Source organism: Streptomyces tanashiensis, assembly GCF_014648895.1.
Lineage (GTDB): Bacteria > Actinomycetota > Actinomycetes > Streptomycetales > Streptomycetaceae > Streptomyces > Streptomyces tanashiensis.
In genome coordinates this window covers 656427-671385 of the sequence record NZ_BMRZ01000001.1, presented here as the reverse complement: position 1 = coordinate 671385, position 14959 = coordinate 656427, and the positions used below count along the sequence as shown (strand labels likewise).

The following is a 14959-nucleotide window of genomic DNA, read 5'->3' as shown; positions in this document are numbered from 1 at the left end:
CATGACGGCCGGGGCATGACGTCCCGGGTAATCGACCCGGTACGGCATGCCCCGGCACGCTGGCGTCATGACCGCATACGCCATCGGAAACCTGCACCCGAAGCCCGTCCTCGACGAGGAGGTCTTCACCTACATGGAGCGGATCCAGGCCACCCTGGACCCCTTCGGCGGCCGCTTCCTCGTCCACGGCGCCCCCGCCCGCGAGGTCCGCGAGGGCACCTGGCCCGGCGCCCTCGTGATCATCGGCTTCCCGACGTACGAGAACGCCCGCGCCTGGTACGACTCCGAGCCCTACCAGGCCCTGATCCCCCTCCGCACCCGCCACATGACCGGCGACGTCCTCCTGGTCGAAGGCGTCCCGGAGGGCTACGAGGCGGCGGCGACGGCCGCCCGTCTCCGCGCGGCCGTCGCCCGAACCTGACGAGCGGGACTCAGCCGTCCGCCTTCGCGACGCCGATCGGGCAGGACAGGCCCGTGCCGCCGATGCCGCAGTAGCCCGCCGGGTTCTTGTCGAGGTACTGCTGGTGGTAGGCCTCCGCCGGGTAGAAGGGGCGGGTCCCGTCGGCCGGCAGGACGGTCGTGGTGATCTCTCCGTAGCCGGAGCCCGTCAGGACCTTCTGGTAGGCCTCGCGGGAGGCCTCCGCCTGCTCCGCCTGGGCGGGGGAGTGGGTGTAGACCGCCGAGCGGTACTGGGTGCCCACGTCGTTGCCCTGGCGGAAGCCCTGCGTGGGGTCGTGGGACTCCCAGAAGAGCTTCAGGAGCGACGCGTACGAGACCTTCGACGGGTCGAAGACGACGCGGACGACCTCGGTGTGCCCGGTCAGGCCCGAGCAGACCTCCTCGTACGCCGGGTTCGGCGTGATGCCGCCCTGGTAGCCGACGAGGGTCGTCCAGACGCCCTCGGTCTGCCAGAACTTGCGCTCGGCCCCCCAGAAACAGCCCAGCGCGAAGTCGGCGACCTCAAGGCCCTCCGGGTAGGGGCCGAGGAGCGGGTTGCCGAGGACGGTGTGGCGCTCCGGGACGGAGAACTCCGGCTCGGCCCGGCCGGGCAGGGCCTGCTCGGGGGTGGGGAGGACGGGGGTGCGGGACAGGAACATGCTGCATCTCTCCTCGACGGTCGGCAGTCCTGTCAACGCCGCAGGGGCGGGCGGGATTCCCCGTCCGGTACGTGCCCCGCGCAGTCGTCGCGGGCCCGGCAGAACTCCTCCGCCGGGTCCGTCTTGTACCGCCAGGGCAGGGCGCCGACGTAGCCGTCCACCAGGCGGAACTGCTCCATCGCCTCCGTGTGCCGGTCCTGGAGCCAGAGGTAGTACGCCAGCAGGTGCCGGGCCTCCGGGAGGCGCGGGTGGTCAGGGTCGGCGGCGGTCACGTCCGCGAGGAGCGCGTCCACGGCCGCGTACATCTCCGGCGTCCGGTCGACGTCCGTCGCGTCCGAGGTGTCGTGCTCGAAGTGGGCGATCAGCGGGAGCGCCGTCAGCAGGCTGCCGGCCGGGGCGCCCGCCGCCGCCCGTACCGCGAAGGCGTGCGCCTGCTCCGCCGAGCCGCACCACTTGCCGCACCAGTACTGCAGCGCCGCGAAGTGCGCCTCGTAGTGGTGCGGGGCCCGGTCGGTGACCTCGTGCCAGAGCCGCCGCAGCTCCTCGTGGGGCAGGCCGAGGCCCATCGCCGTCCAGATCGCGCCCACGTACGGCGCGGGGTCCTCCGCCGGCGCCAGGGCCACCGCGCGCGTGTGCTCCGCCCGGGAGCGGGCCAGGACGCGGCGGAACCCCTCGGCCTGCTCCTGCGTGGTGTCCTCGTCCCGCTGCCCGCCCCGTACGTTCCACGCCAGGAACACCGTCCCGCGTGCCCGCACCAGCGCCGCCCCCGGATCGGCCGGCCGGGCCTCCTCCCAGTCCCGCAGCCACCCGTCCTCCTCGGCGGCCAGATCCGCGAGCCGCTCGCAGAGCGCCGTGCGGCCCTCCCAGTCGCGGGCCTCCGCGGTCGCGTCGAGCAGCTCGGCGGCAGGCGCCCAGTCTCCGGCCCGGGCGGCGGCCAGCGCCACGGCGAGGGCGGGGGCCAGGGGCGCGGCCCGTTCGGTGTGCTGCCGCTCGGCGGGCAGCAGCCCGTGCGCGGCGACCCGGGCGGCGGTCTCCGCGGCACCGGGGTCGGTGCGGACGTCCCGGGTGAGGCCGCGGACGATCGCCACGAGGAAGACGAGGGCGACGGCCGCCACGCACAGCGCGAGCGGGGTCAGGACGATCCAGAGCAGTACGGTCACAGCGCGCCGCCGGTCGCCAGCAGCTTGCGCAGCGGCTCGGTGTCGGGGCGGTCCGCGATCGCCGCGTCCAGGGCCGCGGGGAGTTCGTCGGCGTACCCGTCGGGGAGCAGCAGGGACGCGGGGGCCGACCAGGAGAGCTGCCAGCGGGCCCGGCCGTCCGCGGTGAGCGCGGTCGTCAGGAGGCGGGCGAGTTCGCGTCGCAGCGAGGAGCGGGCGAACTCGCGGGCCGCCCGCCCGGTGGCGGCGGCGGCCTCCTCGGACTTGGGAAGCCGGTCGACGAGGTCCCAGACCGCACCGGTGTCGACGGCGTCGAGGAAGGCCTCGGTCTGACGGGCGATGGCGAGGCCGAGGCCGAGGTCCAGGGCGGTGCCCTCGCCGGCCGCCCGATCGTCCCGCGTCCCGGGCAGTTCCGTGATCGCCGTGCGCAGCGGCTCCGTGTCCCGGACGTAGCGCGCGGTCATCGACGCGTGGACCAGCTCCGGCCAGTCGAGTCGGCGCATCGACAGCGCCTCCGGGGTCAGGGTGGCGTCCTCGACCGCGCGCAGGGCCGCCTCGGGGGAGGCGAACAGAGCGAAGGCCGGGCGGTCCTCCTCCGCGGACCGGCCGTCGTCGGGCAGGGACTCGATCGTGGCGACGCGCTCGGCGGTCGGCGGGTGCGAGTCGTACGGGGTGGCGGGTTCGGTGGGCAGTTCGGCGCGCATCCCGGCCAGTTCCTCCGCGCGGGCGTCGAGCAGGTGGCGTACTCCGCCGAAGACCTCCCCGTGCGGCGGCAGCATCCCGAACTCGACGCCGAGGGTGGCGTACGAGTTCAGGTAGAACTCGTGCGCCGTGTCGAGCGCCGGAAGCGCGCGCAGCGCCGACGCGGTGGCGTCGCGGCCGGCGATGCGGGCGGCGGCGAGGTCGGCGGCGATCTCCTGGCGGCGGGAGCCGCTCTGGGTGGCGCGCATGGAGAAGCGGCCGTACGCCGTGTAGATCCGCGCCATCACGCGGTACGAGAAGCCGGCTCCGGTGGTGTCGACCTCCTTGGCCGTCTTGCCCTTGGCGACCCGCCGGGCGGACTTCCGTTCCTGCCGGGCGCGTTCCTTGGCGACCTTGAGGCCGGACTTCTCCTCGAACCGGCCGACGGTGCGGGCGACGTGGAGGCGGCTGCGTTCGGTGATGCCGGAGAGGCGGGTGTCGGAGTTGGCGTAGTGGCCGAGCTCGTGGGCGAGCACGGCGCGCAGCCGGGCCTCGGGGAGGCCGGCCACCAGGGGGAGTCCGAGGTAGAGGCGGCGGGTGCCGCCGCGGAGGCCGAGGAGGCGGGCGTCCTCGGTGACGGCGGCGTTCATGTCGGCGGTGAGCCGGATCTCGTCGGGCGCCCGGGTCCCGACGCGCCCGGCGAGTTCGCGTACGGCCGCCCAGAGCCGGGGCTCCTCGGCCTCGGTGACGGGGACGCCGGCGACGCCCTCGTCCCGGGGGGTGCGGAGCATGAGCATGCCGCGGACGACGGGGACGGCGAGGACGAAGCTCAGGGCGTACGTCTTGAGCGCCCACACGGCCGGAGCCCACCGCCAGGCCACCCAGTCCAGCGCGCCGAGCAGGGCGAGCAGGAGGAGGCCGAGCAGGTGGAAGCCGGCGAGCAGGACGAGGGCGCGCAGCGCGCGCAGAGTGGCGCCCATCGGGCAGATTCCCCCCACGGGAAAGGCGTGACGATCATCGTACGAGCAGGTGGGGGGAGTCTCGATCATGGCCCACGGGGACGGATACCGTCCACCTGGATTCCGTGGGTTCGCGCAGGTGACGGCGGGTCGGCCGGCCGGTCAGCGCGGCAGCGTCGCCGGGCTGCCGCCGTTCGCCTCGTAGCCCGCGACCGCCAGGTTCCGGAAGAGCGTGTACGCCTCCGCCGGGTCCGCGTTCAGCGTCCACGGCACCGCGCCGATGTGCCCGTCGACCCGGACCAGCTGGTGCATGGCCTCCGCCCAGCGCTCCGAGCGCACCAGGAACCAGACGAGCAGATGGCGGACGTGCGCGAGCATCGGGTCGTCGGCGCGGGCCGAGTGGACCGCGTACAGCGCCCCGTCCATCGCCTTGGACACCACCGCCGTACGGAAGAAGTCCTGCACGAGCACCACGTCCGGCACGTGCTCGAACACCGCGAACAGCGGCAGCGCGGCGAGCAGCGAGCCGTGCGGGGCGCGCGCCGCGGCCGTCGTCGCGAAGTGGTCGGCCTCCTCGCGGGAGCCGTGCCACTTCTCGCACCAGTAGTGCAGGGCCGCCAGATGCGCCCCCATGTGGGCCGGCGCGCGGTCGATCACCTGCGCCCACACCTGGTCGAACCGCTCGTGGTCGTAGCCGAGCCCCCGCGCCACCGCGAGCTGCGTGATGTACGGGACGGGGTCGCCCGGGGCGAGCAGCGCCGCCTCCTCGGTGACCTTCAGCGCCTCCTCCAGGATGATCCGGAAGTCGTCCGTCCCCGCCGCCGAGGAGCGCCAGGCCTGCTGGACCAGGAACTCGGCGTGCACGGCCGCGCCGCCCGCGTCCTTCGGGGCCTCCGCCCGCCAGGTCCGCAGCCACGCCCCGCCGGCGCCGGGCCGCTGCTGCAGTTCGAGGGAGGCCGCGCCCGCGAAGGCCTGGACGCGCTGCCAGCGCACCTCGCCCTCCTTGCCCGTGGCGGCGAGCAGCCGCGAGGCCGGCCGCCAGTCCTGGGTGGCCTGGACGACGTCGAGGACGTGGAGGAGCTCGTCGTCGGAGCCCGGCAGCCGCACGTCCTGGTCCTCCTGTCGCACGAAGCCGTACGCCTCCGGGTCCGCCGCGTCCGGCGCCCCCGGCGCGACCTGCCGGATCCCGCCGCCGCCCCGGCGGCGCAGCAGGTAGGGACCGAGGACGCCGAAGAGCAGGCCGAGCGCGATCAGGAACCAGAGAATCTCCATGTGTCCATTGTCCAGGACACCCGGTGAGACGAACGAAGCGGCGGGAGGCCCGCGGCACTACGCTCCTGACTCATGAGCGACCAGCACTCTCATCAGAGCTTCGAGACCCGCGCGATCCACGCGGGCAACACCGCCGACCCGCTGACCGGCGCGGTCGTCCCGCCCATCTACCAGGTGTCCACCTACAAGCAGGACGGCGTGGGCGGGCTGCGCGGAGGTTACGAGTACAGCCGCAGCGCCAACCCGACCCGTACCGCCCTGGAGGAGAACCTCGCGGCCCTGGAGGGCGGCCGTCGCGGTCTCGCCTTCGCCTCGGGCCTCGCCGCCGAGGACTGCCTGCTGCGCACGCTCCTCGTGCCCGGCGACCACGTGGTCATCCCGAACGACGCCTACGGCGGCACCTTCCGGCTCTTCGCCAAGGTCGTGCAGCGCTGGGGCGTGGACTTCTCCGTCGCGAACACCTCCGACATCGAGTCGGTGCGCGGTGCGGTCAACGACCGCACGAAGCTGATCTGGGTCGAGACCCCCTCGAACCCGCTCCTCGGCATCACCGACATCGAGGCCGTCGCCGGCGTCGCCCGCCAGGCCGGCGTGAAGCTCGTCGTCGACAACACCTTCGCCTCGCCCTACCTCCAGCAGCCGCTGGCGCTCGGCGCGGACGTCGTCGTGCACTCGCTCACCAAGTACATGGGCGGCCACTCCGACGTCGTCGGCGGCGCCCTGGTGACCGCGGACGAGGCGCTCGGCGAGGAACTCGCCTACCACCAGAACGCGATGGGCGCGGTCGCCGGGCCCTTCGACTCGTGGATCGTGCTGCGCGGCATCAAGACCCTCGCCGTGCGCATGGACCGGCACAGCGAGAACGCGACGAAGATCGCCGAGATGCTCACCCAGCACCCGAAGGTCACCCAGGTCCTCTACCCGGGTCTCCCGGAGCACCCGGGGCACGAGATCGCGGCCAAGCAGATGCGCTCCTTCGGCGGCATGATCTCCTTCCGCGTGCAGGGCGGCGAGGAGGCGGCCGTCGAGGTCTGCAACCGCGCGCAGCTCTTCACCCTCGGTGAGTCGCTGGGCGGCGTCGAGTCCCTCATCGAGCACCCGGGCCGGATGACCCACGCCTCCGTGGCGGGCTCCGCCCTGGAGGTCCCGGCCGACCTGGTCCGCATCTCGGTGGGCATCGAGAACGTCGACGACCTGCTCGCCGACCTGCGTCAGGCGCTGGGCTAGTCCCGCGCGCGGTGACGGCCGGGCCTCCCGGCCGTCACCAGCCTTCGAGTGGCGGGGTCGTCTCCGCCGGGGGGACCTCCCACGGGCGGGTCATCGACGCCCACACCACGAAGGCGAGCACGGCGACCGCGCCCAGGGCCCACAGCACGCGCCGTACCCGCCGGGCGTGGTGGAGCCGACGGGCCCCGCGCTCGGCGGCCCGCAGCGCGAGGTCGCGGGGGACGGGCGGGTGCGGCGTGTCGAGCAGCCGCCGGACCGCCGCCTCCTTGTCCTCGTACCGGCTCACGCGACGGCCTCCCGCCGGCTCACGCGAGGGCCTCCCGCCGGCGCGCACGGGCCTTCGCCCGCCGGCCGGCACGGGCTTCGGCACCCCGGCGCGCGCGCCTGCTCGCGCCCCGGCTCACGCGGCGGCCCCCGTGGCGCCCCGGGCGGCGGCCCTGAGGGTGGCGACCGAGCGCGCGCACACGGCGCGGACGCGGGCCTCGGACAGGCCGAGCAGCGCCGCCACCTGCTCCTCCGCGACCCCTTCGTACAGCCGCAGCACGACGACGAGCCGCTCCTGCGGGGTGAGGACGGCGAGCACCCCGCCCTGGCCGCCGTGGTGGCGCCAGGCGCCGCGCGCGAAGCGGCCGGCGAGGTCGCGCCGCGCGAGATCGTACGGGTCCTCGTCGCGCAGCCGGTTCCACACCGCGTACGTGTGCGCGAGGGCGGCGGTCAGCAGGGCCTGGGCGTACGGGTTGCGGGTGCGGGTCTCCGCGGTGAGCAGCGTCGCGGCGTGCAGCAGCCGGCCCGCCGCCCCGGCCACGAACGCCTCGAACTCCCGGGTGCGGTGGGCTTGTTCGGCGCTCCGTCCGCGCTGTTGCTCTCGCACCTCCTCATCTGAGGACAGCGCGGGGGCGGGGTCAAGAGGTCTGCGCGGACTCCCCGGCCCGGCCCGCCGCCGACTCGGCAGGCGCGTGGCCCGTGTGCGCCGACTGCCGCGCGGACAGGGCGGTGTTGAAGCGGGTGAGCAGGGTGCAGAAGGACTCCCGCTCGTCGGGCGTCCAGCCCTCCGTGACCTCGACCATCAGCTGGCGGCGCGAGGAGCGGACCTCCTCCAGACGCGCGAGCCCGCGCGGCGACAGCTGGAGGACGACCGCCCGCCCGTCCTCCGGGTGCGAGGTCCGCTTCACCAGGCCGGTGTCGACGAGCGGGGCGACCTGACGGGTCACGGTGGACGAGTCGATCCCCATGCCCGCCGCGAGCGCCTTCACCCCCATCGGCCCTTCCTGGTCGAGGCGGTTGAGGAGGAGGTAGGCCGCGCGGTCCATGGAGTTGCGGAGCTGGCCGGTGCCGCCGAGGCGGGTCTGCTCGGCCCGGCGGGCGAAGACGGCCACCTGGTGCTGGAGGGCATCGAGGAGACCGGGGTCGAGCGCAGTCGTCATGTCCTGAGAATTGGGCATGGCTGTGGGTCTCTCTCGTGCGGGGGTGGTCGGTCGGTGGGGGACAGAGTACGCGGCCCCGCCGGGGTCCGTACCGGCGCTGCGCAAACCCGTCCCGACGCCCGCCCGACGGGCGGCCACGGGGGTCGTGAGCTGCGAGACTTGCTGTCATGAGCTTCCGTACGCCACACCCCTTGCACCGGCTGATGCTCGACGACGTGCGGGGGGCGCAGAAGATGCTGGCCGGGGTGGCCAGGGTGACGGCGATGGAAGGCAGCCGTCATCTGTCCTCGCTGGTGGGAGCCCCGGTCCACCTCAAGTGCGAGAACCTCCAGCGGACCGGTTCCTTCAAACTCCGCGGTGCGTACGTCCGGATCGCCGGGCTGCGCCCCGAGGAGCGGGCGGCCGGAGTGGTCGCCGCCTCCGCGGGCAACCACGCGCAGGGCGTCGCGCTCGCCTCGAAACTCCTCGGCGTGCACGCCACCGTCTTCATGCCGGTCGGTGCCCCGCTGCCGAAGGTCGCGGCGACCCGGGAGTACGGCGCCGACGTCCGGATGCACGGCCATGTCGTCGACGAGACGCTCGCGGCGGCGGAGGAGTACGCCCGCGAGACCGGCGCGGTCTTCATCCACCCCTTCGACCACCCCGACGTCATCGTCGGGCAGGGCACGGTCGGCCTGGAGATCCTGGAGCAGTGCCCCGAGGTGCGGACGATCCTCGTCGGCATCGGCGGCGGCGGTCTCGCGGCCGGCATCGGGCTCGCGGTGAAGTCGGTGCGCCCGGACGTGCGGGTGATCGGCGTCCAGGCGGAGGGCGCGGCCGCCTACCCGCCCTCGCTGGCCGCCGGACACCCGGTGGTGATCGAGTCGCCCGTGACGATGGCGGACGGGATCAAGGTCGGGCGTCCGGGCGACGTGCCGTTCGCCCTGATCCAGGAGTACGTCGACGAGGTCCGCACGGTCTCCGAGGACGCGCTCTCCTCCGCGCTGCTGCTCTGCCTGGAGCGGGCGAAGCTGCTGGTCGAACCGGCGGGCGCGAGCCCCGTGGCGGCCCTTCTGAGTGACCCGAAGGCCTTCGAGGGGCCGGTGGTGGCGGTCCTCTCCGGCGGGAACGTCGACCCGCTGCTGCTCCAGCGGATCCTGCGGCACGGCATGGCCGCCGGGGGCCGCTACCTGAGCCTGCGGCTGCGCGTCACGGACCGGCCGGGGGCGCTCGCGACCCTGCTCGCGGTCCTGACGGTGGTCGACGCGAACGTCCTCGACGTGAGCCACGTACGGACCGATCCGCGCCTCGGTCTGACGGAGGCGGAGGTCGAGCTGCACCTGGAGACGAAGGGCCCGGAGCACTGCCGGGAGGTGGAGGAGGCGCTGCGGGACGCCGGGTACACCGTGCTCGGCTGAGCTCCCGCGGACGCGGGACCGCCGGTCGCGCACCGCTCGACCGGCGTCCCCGCGGACGCCTCCTCGGTCTCCTTGAGGCCCTGCCCCGGAGCCCCCCTCCGTGCGGCCCCGCCTCAGAGGTCCCTGCGGACCCGGACCGCCCGGTTGAGGACCGTCACCAGACCGCCGCCGACCAGGGCCCCCGCCGCGAGCAGGCCCAGTGGCCGGCCCAGGCCCGGGCGGCCGGAGTCCCGTCGGGCGGCCGGGACCGCGGGGACGAGTGCCGGCTCCCCGCCCCGTGCCCCGTCGTGGGCGGCGGCCGCCGCGCGGGCGGCCGTCTCGTGCGCCAGCGAGCGCTCCAGGCGGAGCAGGAGCGGGCCCGGGTCCGTCCCGGCCGCCGCGGCGAACTCCTCGACCGCGACCCGCGTCGGCAACTGCTTCTGGTTCAGGAACCGTTCCCACGAGGAGCGGCTGTAGTGGGTGCGCTGCGCGAGCTTGCCGTAGCTCAGCTCGGTGGCGCACTTGATGCGGCGCATCTCGGCGGCCAGCTCCGCCCAGGGCGTCGTCGTGTCACACCCGGCACATCCGGAGCACCCCCGGTCGCCCGGCTCGCCCACCCCGCCGGCCGCCCCCGCCCCACCGGTCCTGCCCGTCCCGCTCGTCCCGCCGGTCCTGCCCGTGCCGTGTACGCCGACCGCCATCTCGTGCTCCCCGTCATCGTCGTGCTCCGTGCCAGGACCCCAGCTTCACCCCCGCGACCAACAGCCCGCCAACAGCACGCCAACGGTGTCCCGGGCCCCCGTCCGGGACACCCGGGACGGGTCCGACACGCCGTAGCGCCCACCATGCGAAACCACCTCACCTTTCGGCCACTCCGTGCCTACGATGCCTCCGTCGGATCACCTCCCTCGTGCTGGTGAACGGCTATGGGGGGATGGTCGCCGTGCGCTTCGGCCTGCTGGGTTCGTTCGTCGTGGAGGACGCCGGGGGCACACCCCGGCCGGTCGGGACGCCGAAGGCACGGGCGCTCCTCGCCGTGCTCCTGATGCGGCCCGACACCCTGGTGTCCTGGGACACCGTGAAGACCGCGATGTGGGGGAACTCGATTCCGGCCACCGCCCGCGCCTCCCTCCACAACCACGTCGCCCGCATCCGGCGCGACCTCGACGACGGCGGCGGGACGGAGTCCCGCATCCAGGTCGCCCCCGTCGGCTTCCGGCTGCGCGTCGCGGAGGACGAGCTGGACGTCTCCCTGTTCGACGGATTCCTCTGCCGGGCGCGCGCGGCGAGACTGGCCAAGGACTGGACGGCGGTCGAGGCCCTGACGGGCTCGGCGCTCGCCCTGTGGCGCGGCGAGCCGCTCTCCGACGTCGCCCTGCCCGACACCGAGCGCGGACCCTTCGTCCGGCGCCTGGAGGAGGCCAGGCTCCAGGTCCTGGAGTGGCGCTACGAGGCCGATCTCCACCTGGGCCGCCACCAGGGCATCGCCGCCGAACTGGCCGAGCTCGTCGCCGCCCATCCGCTGCGGGAGACCTTCCACGGACAGCTGATGCTGGCGCTCCACCGCAGCGGACGGCAGGCCGACGCCCTCCTCGCCTACGACACCGCGCGCCGGACGATCCGCAGCGAGCTGGGTGTCGACCCCGAGCCGGGGCTCGTGGAGCTGCACCGGCGCATCCTCCGGCTCGACCCGGCGCTCGCCGTGCCGGCGGCGCCCGAGGACCCGCCGGCCGCCGTCGGGACGAGGGCCTCCACCGCGCGCGTACCGCACCAGCTGCCCTCGGCGATCGCCGACTTCACCGGCCGGGAGGACGAGCTCGGGCGGATCGTCGGCGAGCTCGCCGTGACCGACCGGCCCGAGGGCGCGACGGTCCTCGTCCACCGGGTCTCCGGCGGTGGCGGCATGGGGAAGACGACCCTGATGGTGCAGGCGGCGCACCAGATCCGCGCGCGGTTCCCCGACGGGCAGATCTTCCTGGACCTCGGCGGCATGACCACGATGCCCATGCCCCCGGAGACCGCGCTCGGGCTGCTGCTCCGGAGCCTCGGCGTGGCCCCGGAGGAGGTGCCGGGCGGGGTGCAGGCCCGCAGCGCGCTCTTCCGCAGCCTGGTCGCCGGCCGGCGGATGCTGATCCTCCTGGACGACGCGGGCGACGCCGCCCAGGTGCGGCCCCTGCTCCCGGGCGCGGCGGGCAGCGCCGTCCTGGTCACCAGCCGCCGCCGGCTGGTCAGCTTCCCGGGCGTACGGATCGACCTCGGGGCCCTGCCGGACCACGAGGCCCACCGGCTGCTCTCCTCGATCGTCGGGGAGGAGCGGGTCGCGGCCCATCCGGAGGCGACGGCCGAGGTGCTGCGCGCGTGCGGCGGGATGCCGCTGGCGCTGCGCCTCGCGGGCTCCCGCCTCGCCGCCCGCCCCGCCTGGTCGGTCCGGGACCTGGCCCACCGTCTGAACAACCACGGCCGTGTCCTGCGCGAGCTGTACGCCGACGACCTGCACGTCCGCACGGCGCTCCAGATGAGTTACGAACTGCTCCTCCAGGACCCGGCGGGTCCGGCAGGCCCGGCGCGGGCGTTCCGGCTGCTCGGGCTGATGCCGAGCGTGGCGTTCGGCGTCGAGGCGGCCGCCGCCCTGCTGGAGTGCGACGAGCTGTCCGTGGAGGACTGGCTGGAGGCGCTCGTGGACGCCCACCTCCTGGAGTCCCCCGCACCGGGCCGCTACCAGTTCCACTGCCTGGTGCAGGCGCTCGCGCGGGAGCTCGCCAAGGAGACGGACACCGAGGAGGAGCGGCTGCGGGCCGTCGAGCGCCTGGTCACCTGGTGTCTGCACGGTGCCGACGCGGCCACCGCCCGGCTCGCGCCCTCGGCCCGCCGCGTACCGCTGGAGCGGATACCGGGGCAGGAGCGGGGGCCGGTCTCCTTCGCCGGCTACGACGAGGCGTACGCCTGGTGCGAGCGGGAGCGGAAGCTGCTGGTCGCGGGGGTGTGCCTGGCGCACGACGCCGGGCTCCACGCCCTCGCGTGGAAGGTGGCGGCCGCCCTCTGGGCGTATCTCAGGCTCGGCCGGAGCGACGACTGGCTGTCCAGCCACACCATCGGCCTCGCGGCGGCCAGGGCCGACGGGGACGAACTGGCCGAGGCGTGGATGCTGAACGGCCTGGGGAACAGCCGGATGCAGGTGGGCCGTCCCGACGAGGCGATCGAGTACTACCGCCAGGCCCTCAGCGTCCACGAGGGAAGGCCGGGGCGGGACCGCGAGCTCGGCGCCGTCCTCAGCAACATCGGCACCTGCTGGACCGACCTCGGCGACCACGAGTCGGCGCTCCGCTACTACCAGCAGGCCCTCGTCCACGAGAGCGACAGCGCGGCGACGATGAACAACCTGGCGGACGCCCTGGCCAACCTGGGCCGCCACGACGAGGCCCTGGCCGTCCTCGACGAGGCGGAGGAGACCCAGCACGCGACCTGCGACCGGGTGAGCCTCGCCATCGGCCTGCGGATCAGGGGGGACGTCCTGCGCGGCGCCCGCCGCCCGGCGGAGGCGGTCGAGGCGTACCGGCGGGCGCTCGTCCTCCAGCGGCAGGGCGGGGACCTGCACGGCGAGGCCGTCTCCCTGTTCGGCCTCGGGGACGCGTTCTCCGATCACGGCGAGCCCGCCGAGGCCGTGGCCTGCTGGGAGCGCGCGCTGCTCGGCATGGAGCGGTTCGGTGACATGGGCAGGGTCGTCGAGCTGCGCCGGCGCCTCGCGGAGGTGCGGGCCTGGCCCGCGGGGCCGGGCGAGGCCCGTACCCCGGCCTGATCGTGTGTCCCGGGTCACGGATTCACCGGGCGGGAGCCGCGCCGAAATCCTAGGATCGGTAGGAAACGCCCGAATCTCCCTGGGAGAATCCACATGCCAGGCGCGATATACGCCGAGGGTCTGGTGAAGACCTTCGGCGACGTACGAGCTCTGGACGGGGTCGACCTCGACGTGCCGGAGGGCACCGTCCTGGGTCTGCTCGGCCCGAACGGCGCGGGGAAGACGACCACCGTGCGCGTCCTGACGACCCTCATCAAGCCCGACAGCGGACGGGCCGTCGTCGCCGGGATCGACGTCCTCAGGCACCCCAACGAGGTCCGCCGCTCGATCGGCCTCTCCGGCCAGTTCGCGGCCGTCGACGAGTACCTCACCGGCCGCGAGAACCTCCAGATGGTCGGCCAGCTCTACCAGATGAGGGCGAAGGCCGCGAAGGTGCGGGCCGGTGAGCTGCTCGACCGGTTCCACCTCGCCGACGCCGCCGACCGGCCCGCGAAGACGTACTCCGGCGGCATGCGCCGCCGCCTCGACCTGGCGGCCGCCCTCGTCGTCTCCCCGCCGGTCATGTTCATGGACGAGCCGACCACCGGCCTCGACCCGCGCAACCGCCAGGAGCTCTGGGACGTCATCAAGGAGCTCGTCGCCGGCGGTACGACCCTGCTCCTCACCACGCAGTACCTGGAGGAGGCCGATCACCTGGCCCACGACATCTGCGTCGTCGACCAGGGCAGGGTCATCGCCCGGGGCACCTCCGACCAGCTCAAGGCCCAGACGGGCGGCGAGCGCGTCGAGGTCGTCGTGCACGAGCCGGAGATGATCACCGGCGCCCGGGACGTCCTCGCCCGCTACGGCATCGCGGGGATCGGCCACGGAGAGGTCTCCGTCGAGGAGCACACCCGCAAGCTCACCGTCCCCGTCGCCGGCGGCGCCAAGCTGCTCGCCGAGGTCATCCGCGACCTGGACGCCGTCGGCGTCGAGATCGACGACATCGGCCTGCGCCGCCCGACCCTCGACGACGTCTTCATCTCCCTCACCGGCCACGCGGCCGAGCGGGCCGAGGAGGAGGAACAGCCGCCGGTCGGGGCCGGGGGCCGGAAGAGCCGGAAGGAGGCCGTGAAGTGACCACCATCCTGGGGTCGCCGGACCATCTGACCGCCCCGCGCCCGCGCGGAGGGATCGTCCAGTCCGTCAACGACTCGCTCGTGATCGCCCGCCGCAACCTCATCAAGATGTCCCGGATCCCGGAGATGATCATCTTCGGGCTCATCCAGCCGATCATGTTCGTGGTGCTGTTCAGCTACGTCTTCGGCGGCTCCATGCAGATCGACGGCTCCACCTCGCCGACCGTCTACCGCGAGTTCCTGATGGCCGGCATCTTCGCCCAGACCGTCACCTTCGCCACGGCCGGAGCGGGCGCGGGCATCGCCGACGACATGCACAAGGGCCTGATCGACCGCTTCCGCTCGCTGCCGATGGCGCGGGGCGCGGTCCTCACCGGCCGTACGCTCGCCGACCTCGTCCAGACGACGCTCACCCTCGTCGTCCTCGCGATCGTCGCCCTGCTCGTGGGCTGGCGCATCCACGAGGGCATCCCCAAGGCCCTCGCCGCCTTCGCCCTGCTGCTCCTCCTCGGTTACGCCTTCTCCTGGATCGGGGCGCTCATCGGCCTCTCGGTCCGCACACCGGAGGCGGCGACCTCGGGCGGGCTGATCTGGCTCTTCCCGGTCACGTTCATCTCGAACGCGTTCGTGGACTCCAGCAACCTGCCCTCCTGGCTCCAGCCCATCGCCGAGTGGAACCCGTTCAGCGCGACCGTCCAGGCCTGCCGCGTGCTCTTCGGCAACCCCGGCGTCTCGACCTCCGACGCCTGGCCGATGCAGCACCCGGTGTGGGCGTCGCTCCTCTGGTCGATCCTGATCGTCGTCGTCTTCCGGACGCTGTCGGTACGGAAGTACCGCTCGGCGACGGCGTGA

The 14959-nt window shown here is 74.1% G+C and carries 14 protein-coding genes; 6 read left to right on the top strand and 8 right to left on the bottom strand.

Features of this window, described 5'->3' with window-relative positions; genetic code table 11:
* The first annotated feature begins 67 nt into the window (after nt 1–67).
* Nucleotides 68–421 (top strand): DUF1330 domain-containing protein, encoded by a 354-nt coding sequence (locus IE237_RS02990; RefSeq protein ID WP_189800199.1) that lies wholly within the window; start codon nt 68–70, stop codon nt 419–421.
* A gap of 10 nt (nt 422–431) precedes the next feature.
* On the opposite strand, the gene msrA is transcribed toward IE237_RS02990, so the two are convergent.
* The 4 genes from msrA to IE237_RS02970 form a co-directional block, all read right to left on the bottom strand.
* Nucleotides 432–1097 (bottom strand): peptide-methionine (S)-S-oxide reductase MsrA, encoded by a 666-nt coding sequence (gene msrA / locus IE237_RS02985; protein WP_189800198.1) that lies wholly within the window; start codon nt 1095–1097, stop codon nt 432–434.
* Nucleotides 1098–1129: 32 nt separating this feature from the next.
* Nucleotides 1130–2257 (bottom strand): hypothetical protein, encoded by a 1128-nt coding sequence (locus tag IE237_RS02980; protein ID WP_189800197.1) that lies wholly within the window; start codon nt 2255–2257, stop codon nt 1130–1132.
* Entirely contained in the window at nt 2254–3915 is a 1662-nt protein-coding gene (locus IE237_RS02975) for a M48 family metallopeptidase (RefSeq protein ID WP_189800196.1), read from the bottom strand. The genes IE237_RS02980 and IE237_RS02975 overlap by 4 nt, the downstream gene beginning before the upstream one ends.
* 141 nt (nt 3916–4056) lie before the next feature.
* Entirely contained in the window at nt 4057–5166 is a 1110-nt protein-coding gene (locus IE237_RS02970; RefSeq protein ID WP_189800195.1) for a tetratricopeptide repeat protein, read from the bottom strand.
* Nucleotides 5167–5238: 72 nt separating this feature from the next.
* On the opposite strand from IE237_RS02970, the gene IE237_RS02965 reads away from it, so the two are divergent.
* The gene (locus tag IE237_RS02965; protein WP_189800194.1) at nt 5239–6393 is read left to right on the top strand and encodes a cystathionine gamma-synthase; all 1155 of its coding nucleotides are present in this window, start codon (nt 5239–5241) and stop codon (nt 6391–6393) included.
* A 34-nt stretch (nt 6394–6427) separates the two neighbouring features.
* Here IE237_RS02965 and IE237_RS02960 read toward each other — a convergent pair whose 3' ends face one another.
* The 3 genes from IE237_RS02960 to IE237_RS02950 form a co-directional block, all read right to left on the bottom strand.
* Entirely contained in the window at nt 6428–6679 is a 252-nt protein-coding gene (locus IE237_RS02960) for a hypothetical protein (RefSeq protein WP_189800193.1), read from the bottom strand.
* Between the two features lie 114 nt (nt 6680–6793).
* On the bottom strand, nt 6794–7264 hold the full coding sequence (locus IE237_RS02955) for a sigma factor-like helix-turn-helix DNA-binding protein (protein WP_189800192.1): 471 nt from the start codon (nt 7262–7264) through the stop codon (nt 6794–6796).
* A gap of 31 nt (nt 7265–7295) precedes the next feature.
* On the bottom strand, nt 7296–7835 hold the full coding sequence (locus IE237_RS02950) for a MarR family winged helix-turn-helix transcriptional regulator (protein ID WP_189800191.1): 540 nt from the start codon (nt 7833–7835) through the stop codon (nt 7296–7298).
* Nucleotides 7836–7984: 149 nt separating this feature from the next.
* Between IE237_RS02950 and ilvA the strand changes: the two genes are divergently transcribed.
* Nucleotides 7985–9214, top strand: coding sequence for a threonine ammonia-lyase (gene ilvA / locus IE237_RS02945; protein ID WP_189800190.1), 1230 nt, complete (start codon nt 7985–7987; stop codon nt 9212–9214).
* A 113-nt stretch (nt 9215–9327) separates the two neighbouring features.
* Here ilvA and IE237_RS02940 read toward each other — a convergent pair whose 3' ends face one another.
* A complete protein-coding gene (locus IE237_RS02940) occupies nt 9328–9894 on the bottom strand; it encodes a helix-turn-helix domain-containing protein (RefSeq protein WP_229842216.1) in 567 nt (188 codons plus the stop codon).
* A gap of 215 nt (nt 9895–10109) precedes the next feature.
* On the opposite strand from IE237_RS02940, the gene IE237_RS02935 reads away from it, so the two are divergent.
* The 3 genes from IE237_RS02935 to IE237_RS02925 all read left to right on the top strand — a co-directional run bounded on the left by IE237_RS02935 (nt 10110) and on the right by IE237_RS02925 (nt 14959).
* On the top strand, nt 10110–12989 hold the full coding sequence (locus IE237_RS02935; protein WP_189800189.1) for an AfsR/SARP family transcriptional regulator: 2880 nt from the start codon (nt 10110–10112) through the stop codon (nt 12987–12989).
* Nucleotides 12990–13082: 93 nt separating this feature from the next.
* Nucleotides 13083–14108, top strand: a complete 1026-nt coding sequence (locus IE237_RS02930; protein WP_189800188.1) for an ATP-binding cassette domain-containing protein — start codon at nt 13083–13085, stop codon at nt 14106–14108.
* Between the two features lie 5 nt (nt 14109–14113).
* Complete coding sequence (locus IE237_RS02925) at nt 14114–14959, top strand: ABC transporter permease (RefSeq protein WP_370468148.1); 846 nt, start codon at nt 14114–14116, stop codon at nt 14957–14959.

What these genes read in the sequence shown, in the direction of transcription:
- IE237_RS02990 (WP_189800199.1), top strand. Translation starts at nt 68, where the DNA reads ATGACCGCATACGCCATCGGAAACCTGCACCCGAAGCCCGTCCTCGAC.
- msrA (WP_189800198.1), bottom strand. Translation starts at nt 1,097, where the DNA reads ATGTTCCTGTCCCGCACCCCCGTCCTCCCCACCCCCGAGCAGGCCCTG.
- IE237_RS02975 (WP_189800196.1), bottom strand. Translation starts at nt 3,915, where the DNA reads ATGGGCGCCACTCTGCGCGCGCTGCGCGCCCTCGTCCTGCTCGCCGGC.
- IE237_RS02970 (WP_189800195.1), bottom strand. Translation starts at nt 5,166, where the DNA reads ATGGAGATTCTCTGGTTCCTGATCGCGCTCGGCCTGCTCTTCGGCGTC.
- IE237_RS02965 (WP_189800194.1), top strand. Translation starts at nt 5,239, where the DNA reads ATGAGCGACCAGCACTCTCATCAGAGCTTCGAGACCCGCGCGATCCAC.
- IE237_RS02950 (WP_189800191.1), bottom strand. Translation starts at nt 7,835, where the DNA reads ATGCCCAATTCTCAGGACATGACGACTGCGCTCGACCCCGGTCTCCTC.
- ilvA (WP_189800190.1), top strand. Translation starts at nt 7,985, where the DNA reads ATGAGCTTCCGTACGCCACACCCCTTGCACCGGCTGATGCTCGACGAC.
- IE237_RS02940 (WP_229842216.1), bottom strand. Translation starts at nt 9,894, where the DNA reads ATGGCGGTCGGCGTACACGGCACGGGCAGGACCGGCGGGACGAGCGGG.
- IE237_RS02930 (WP_189800188.1), top strand. Translation starts at nt 13,083, where the DNA reads ATGCCAGGCGCGATATACGCCGAGGGTCTGGTGAAGACCTTCGGCGAC.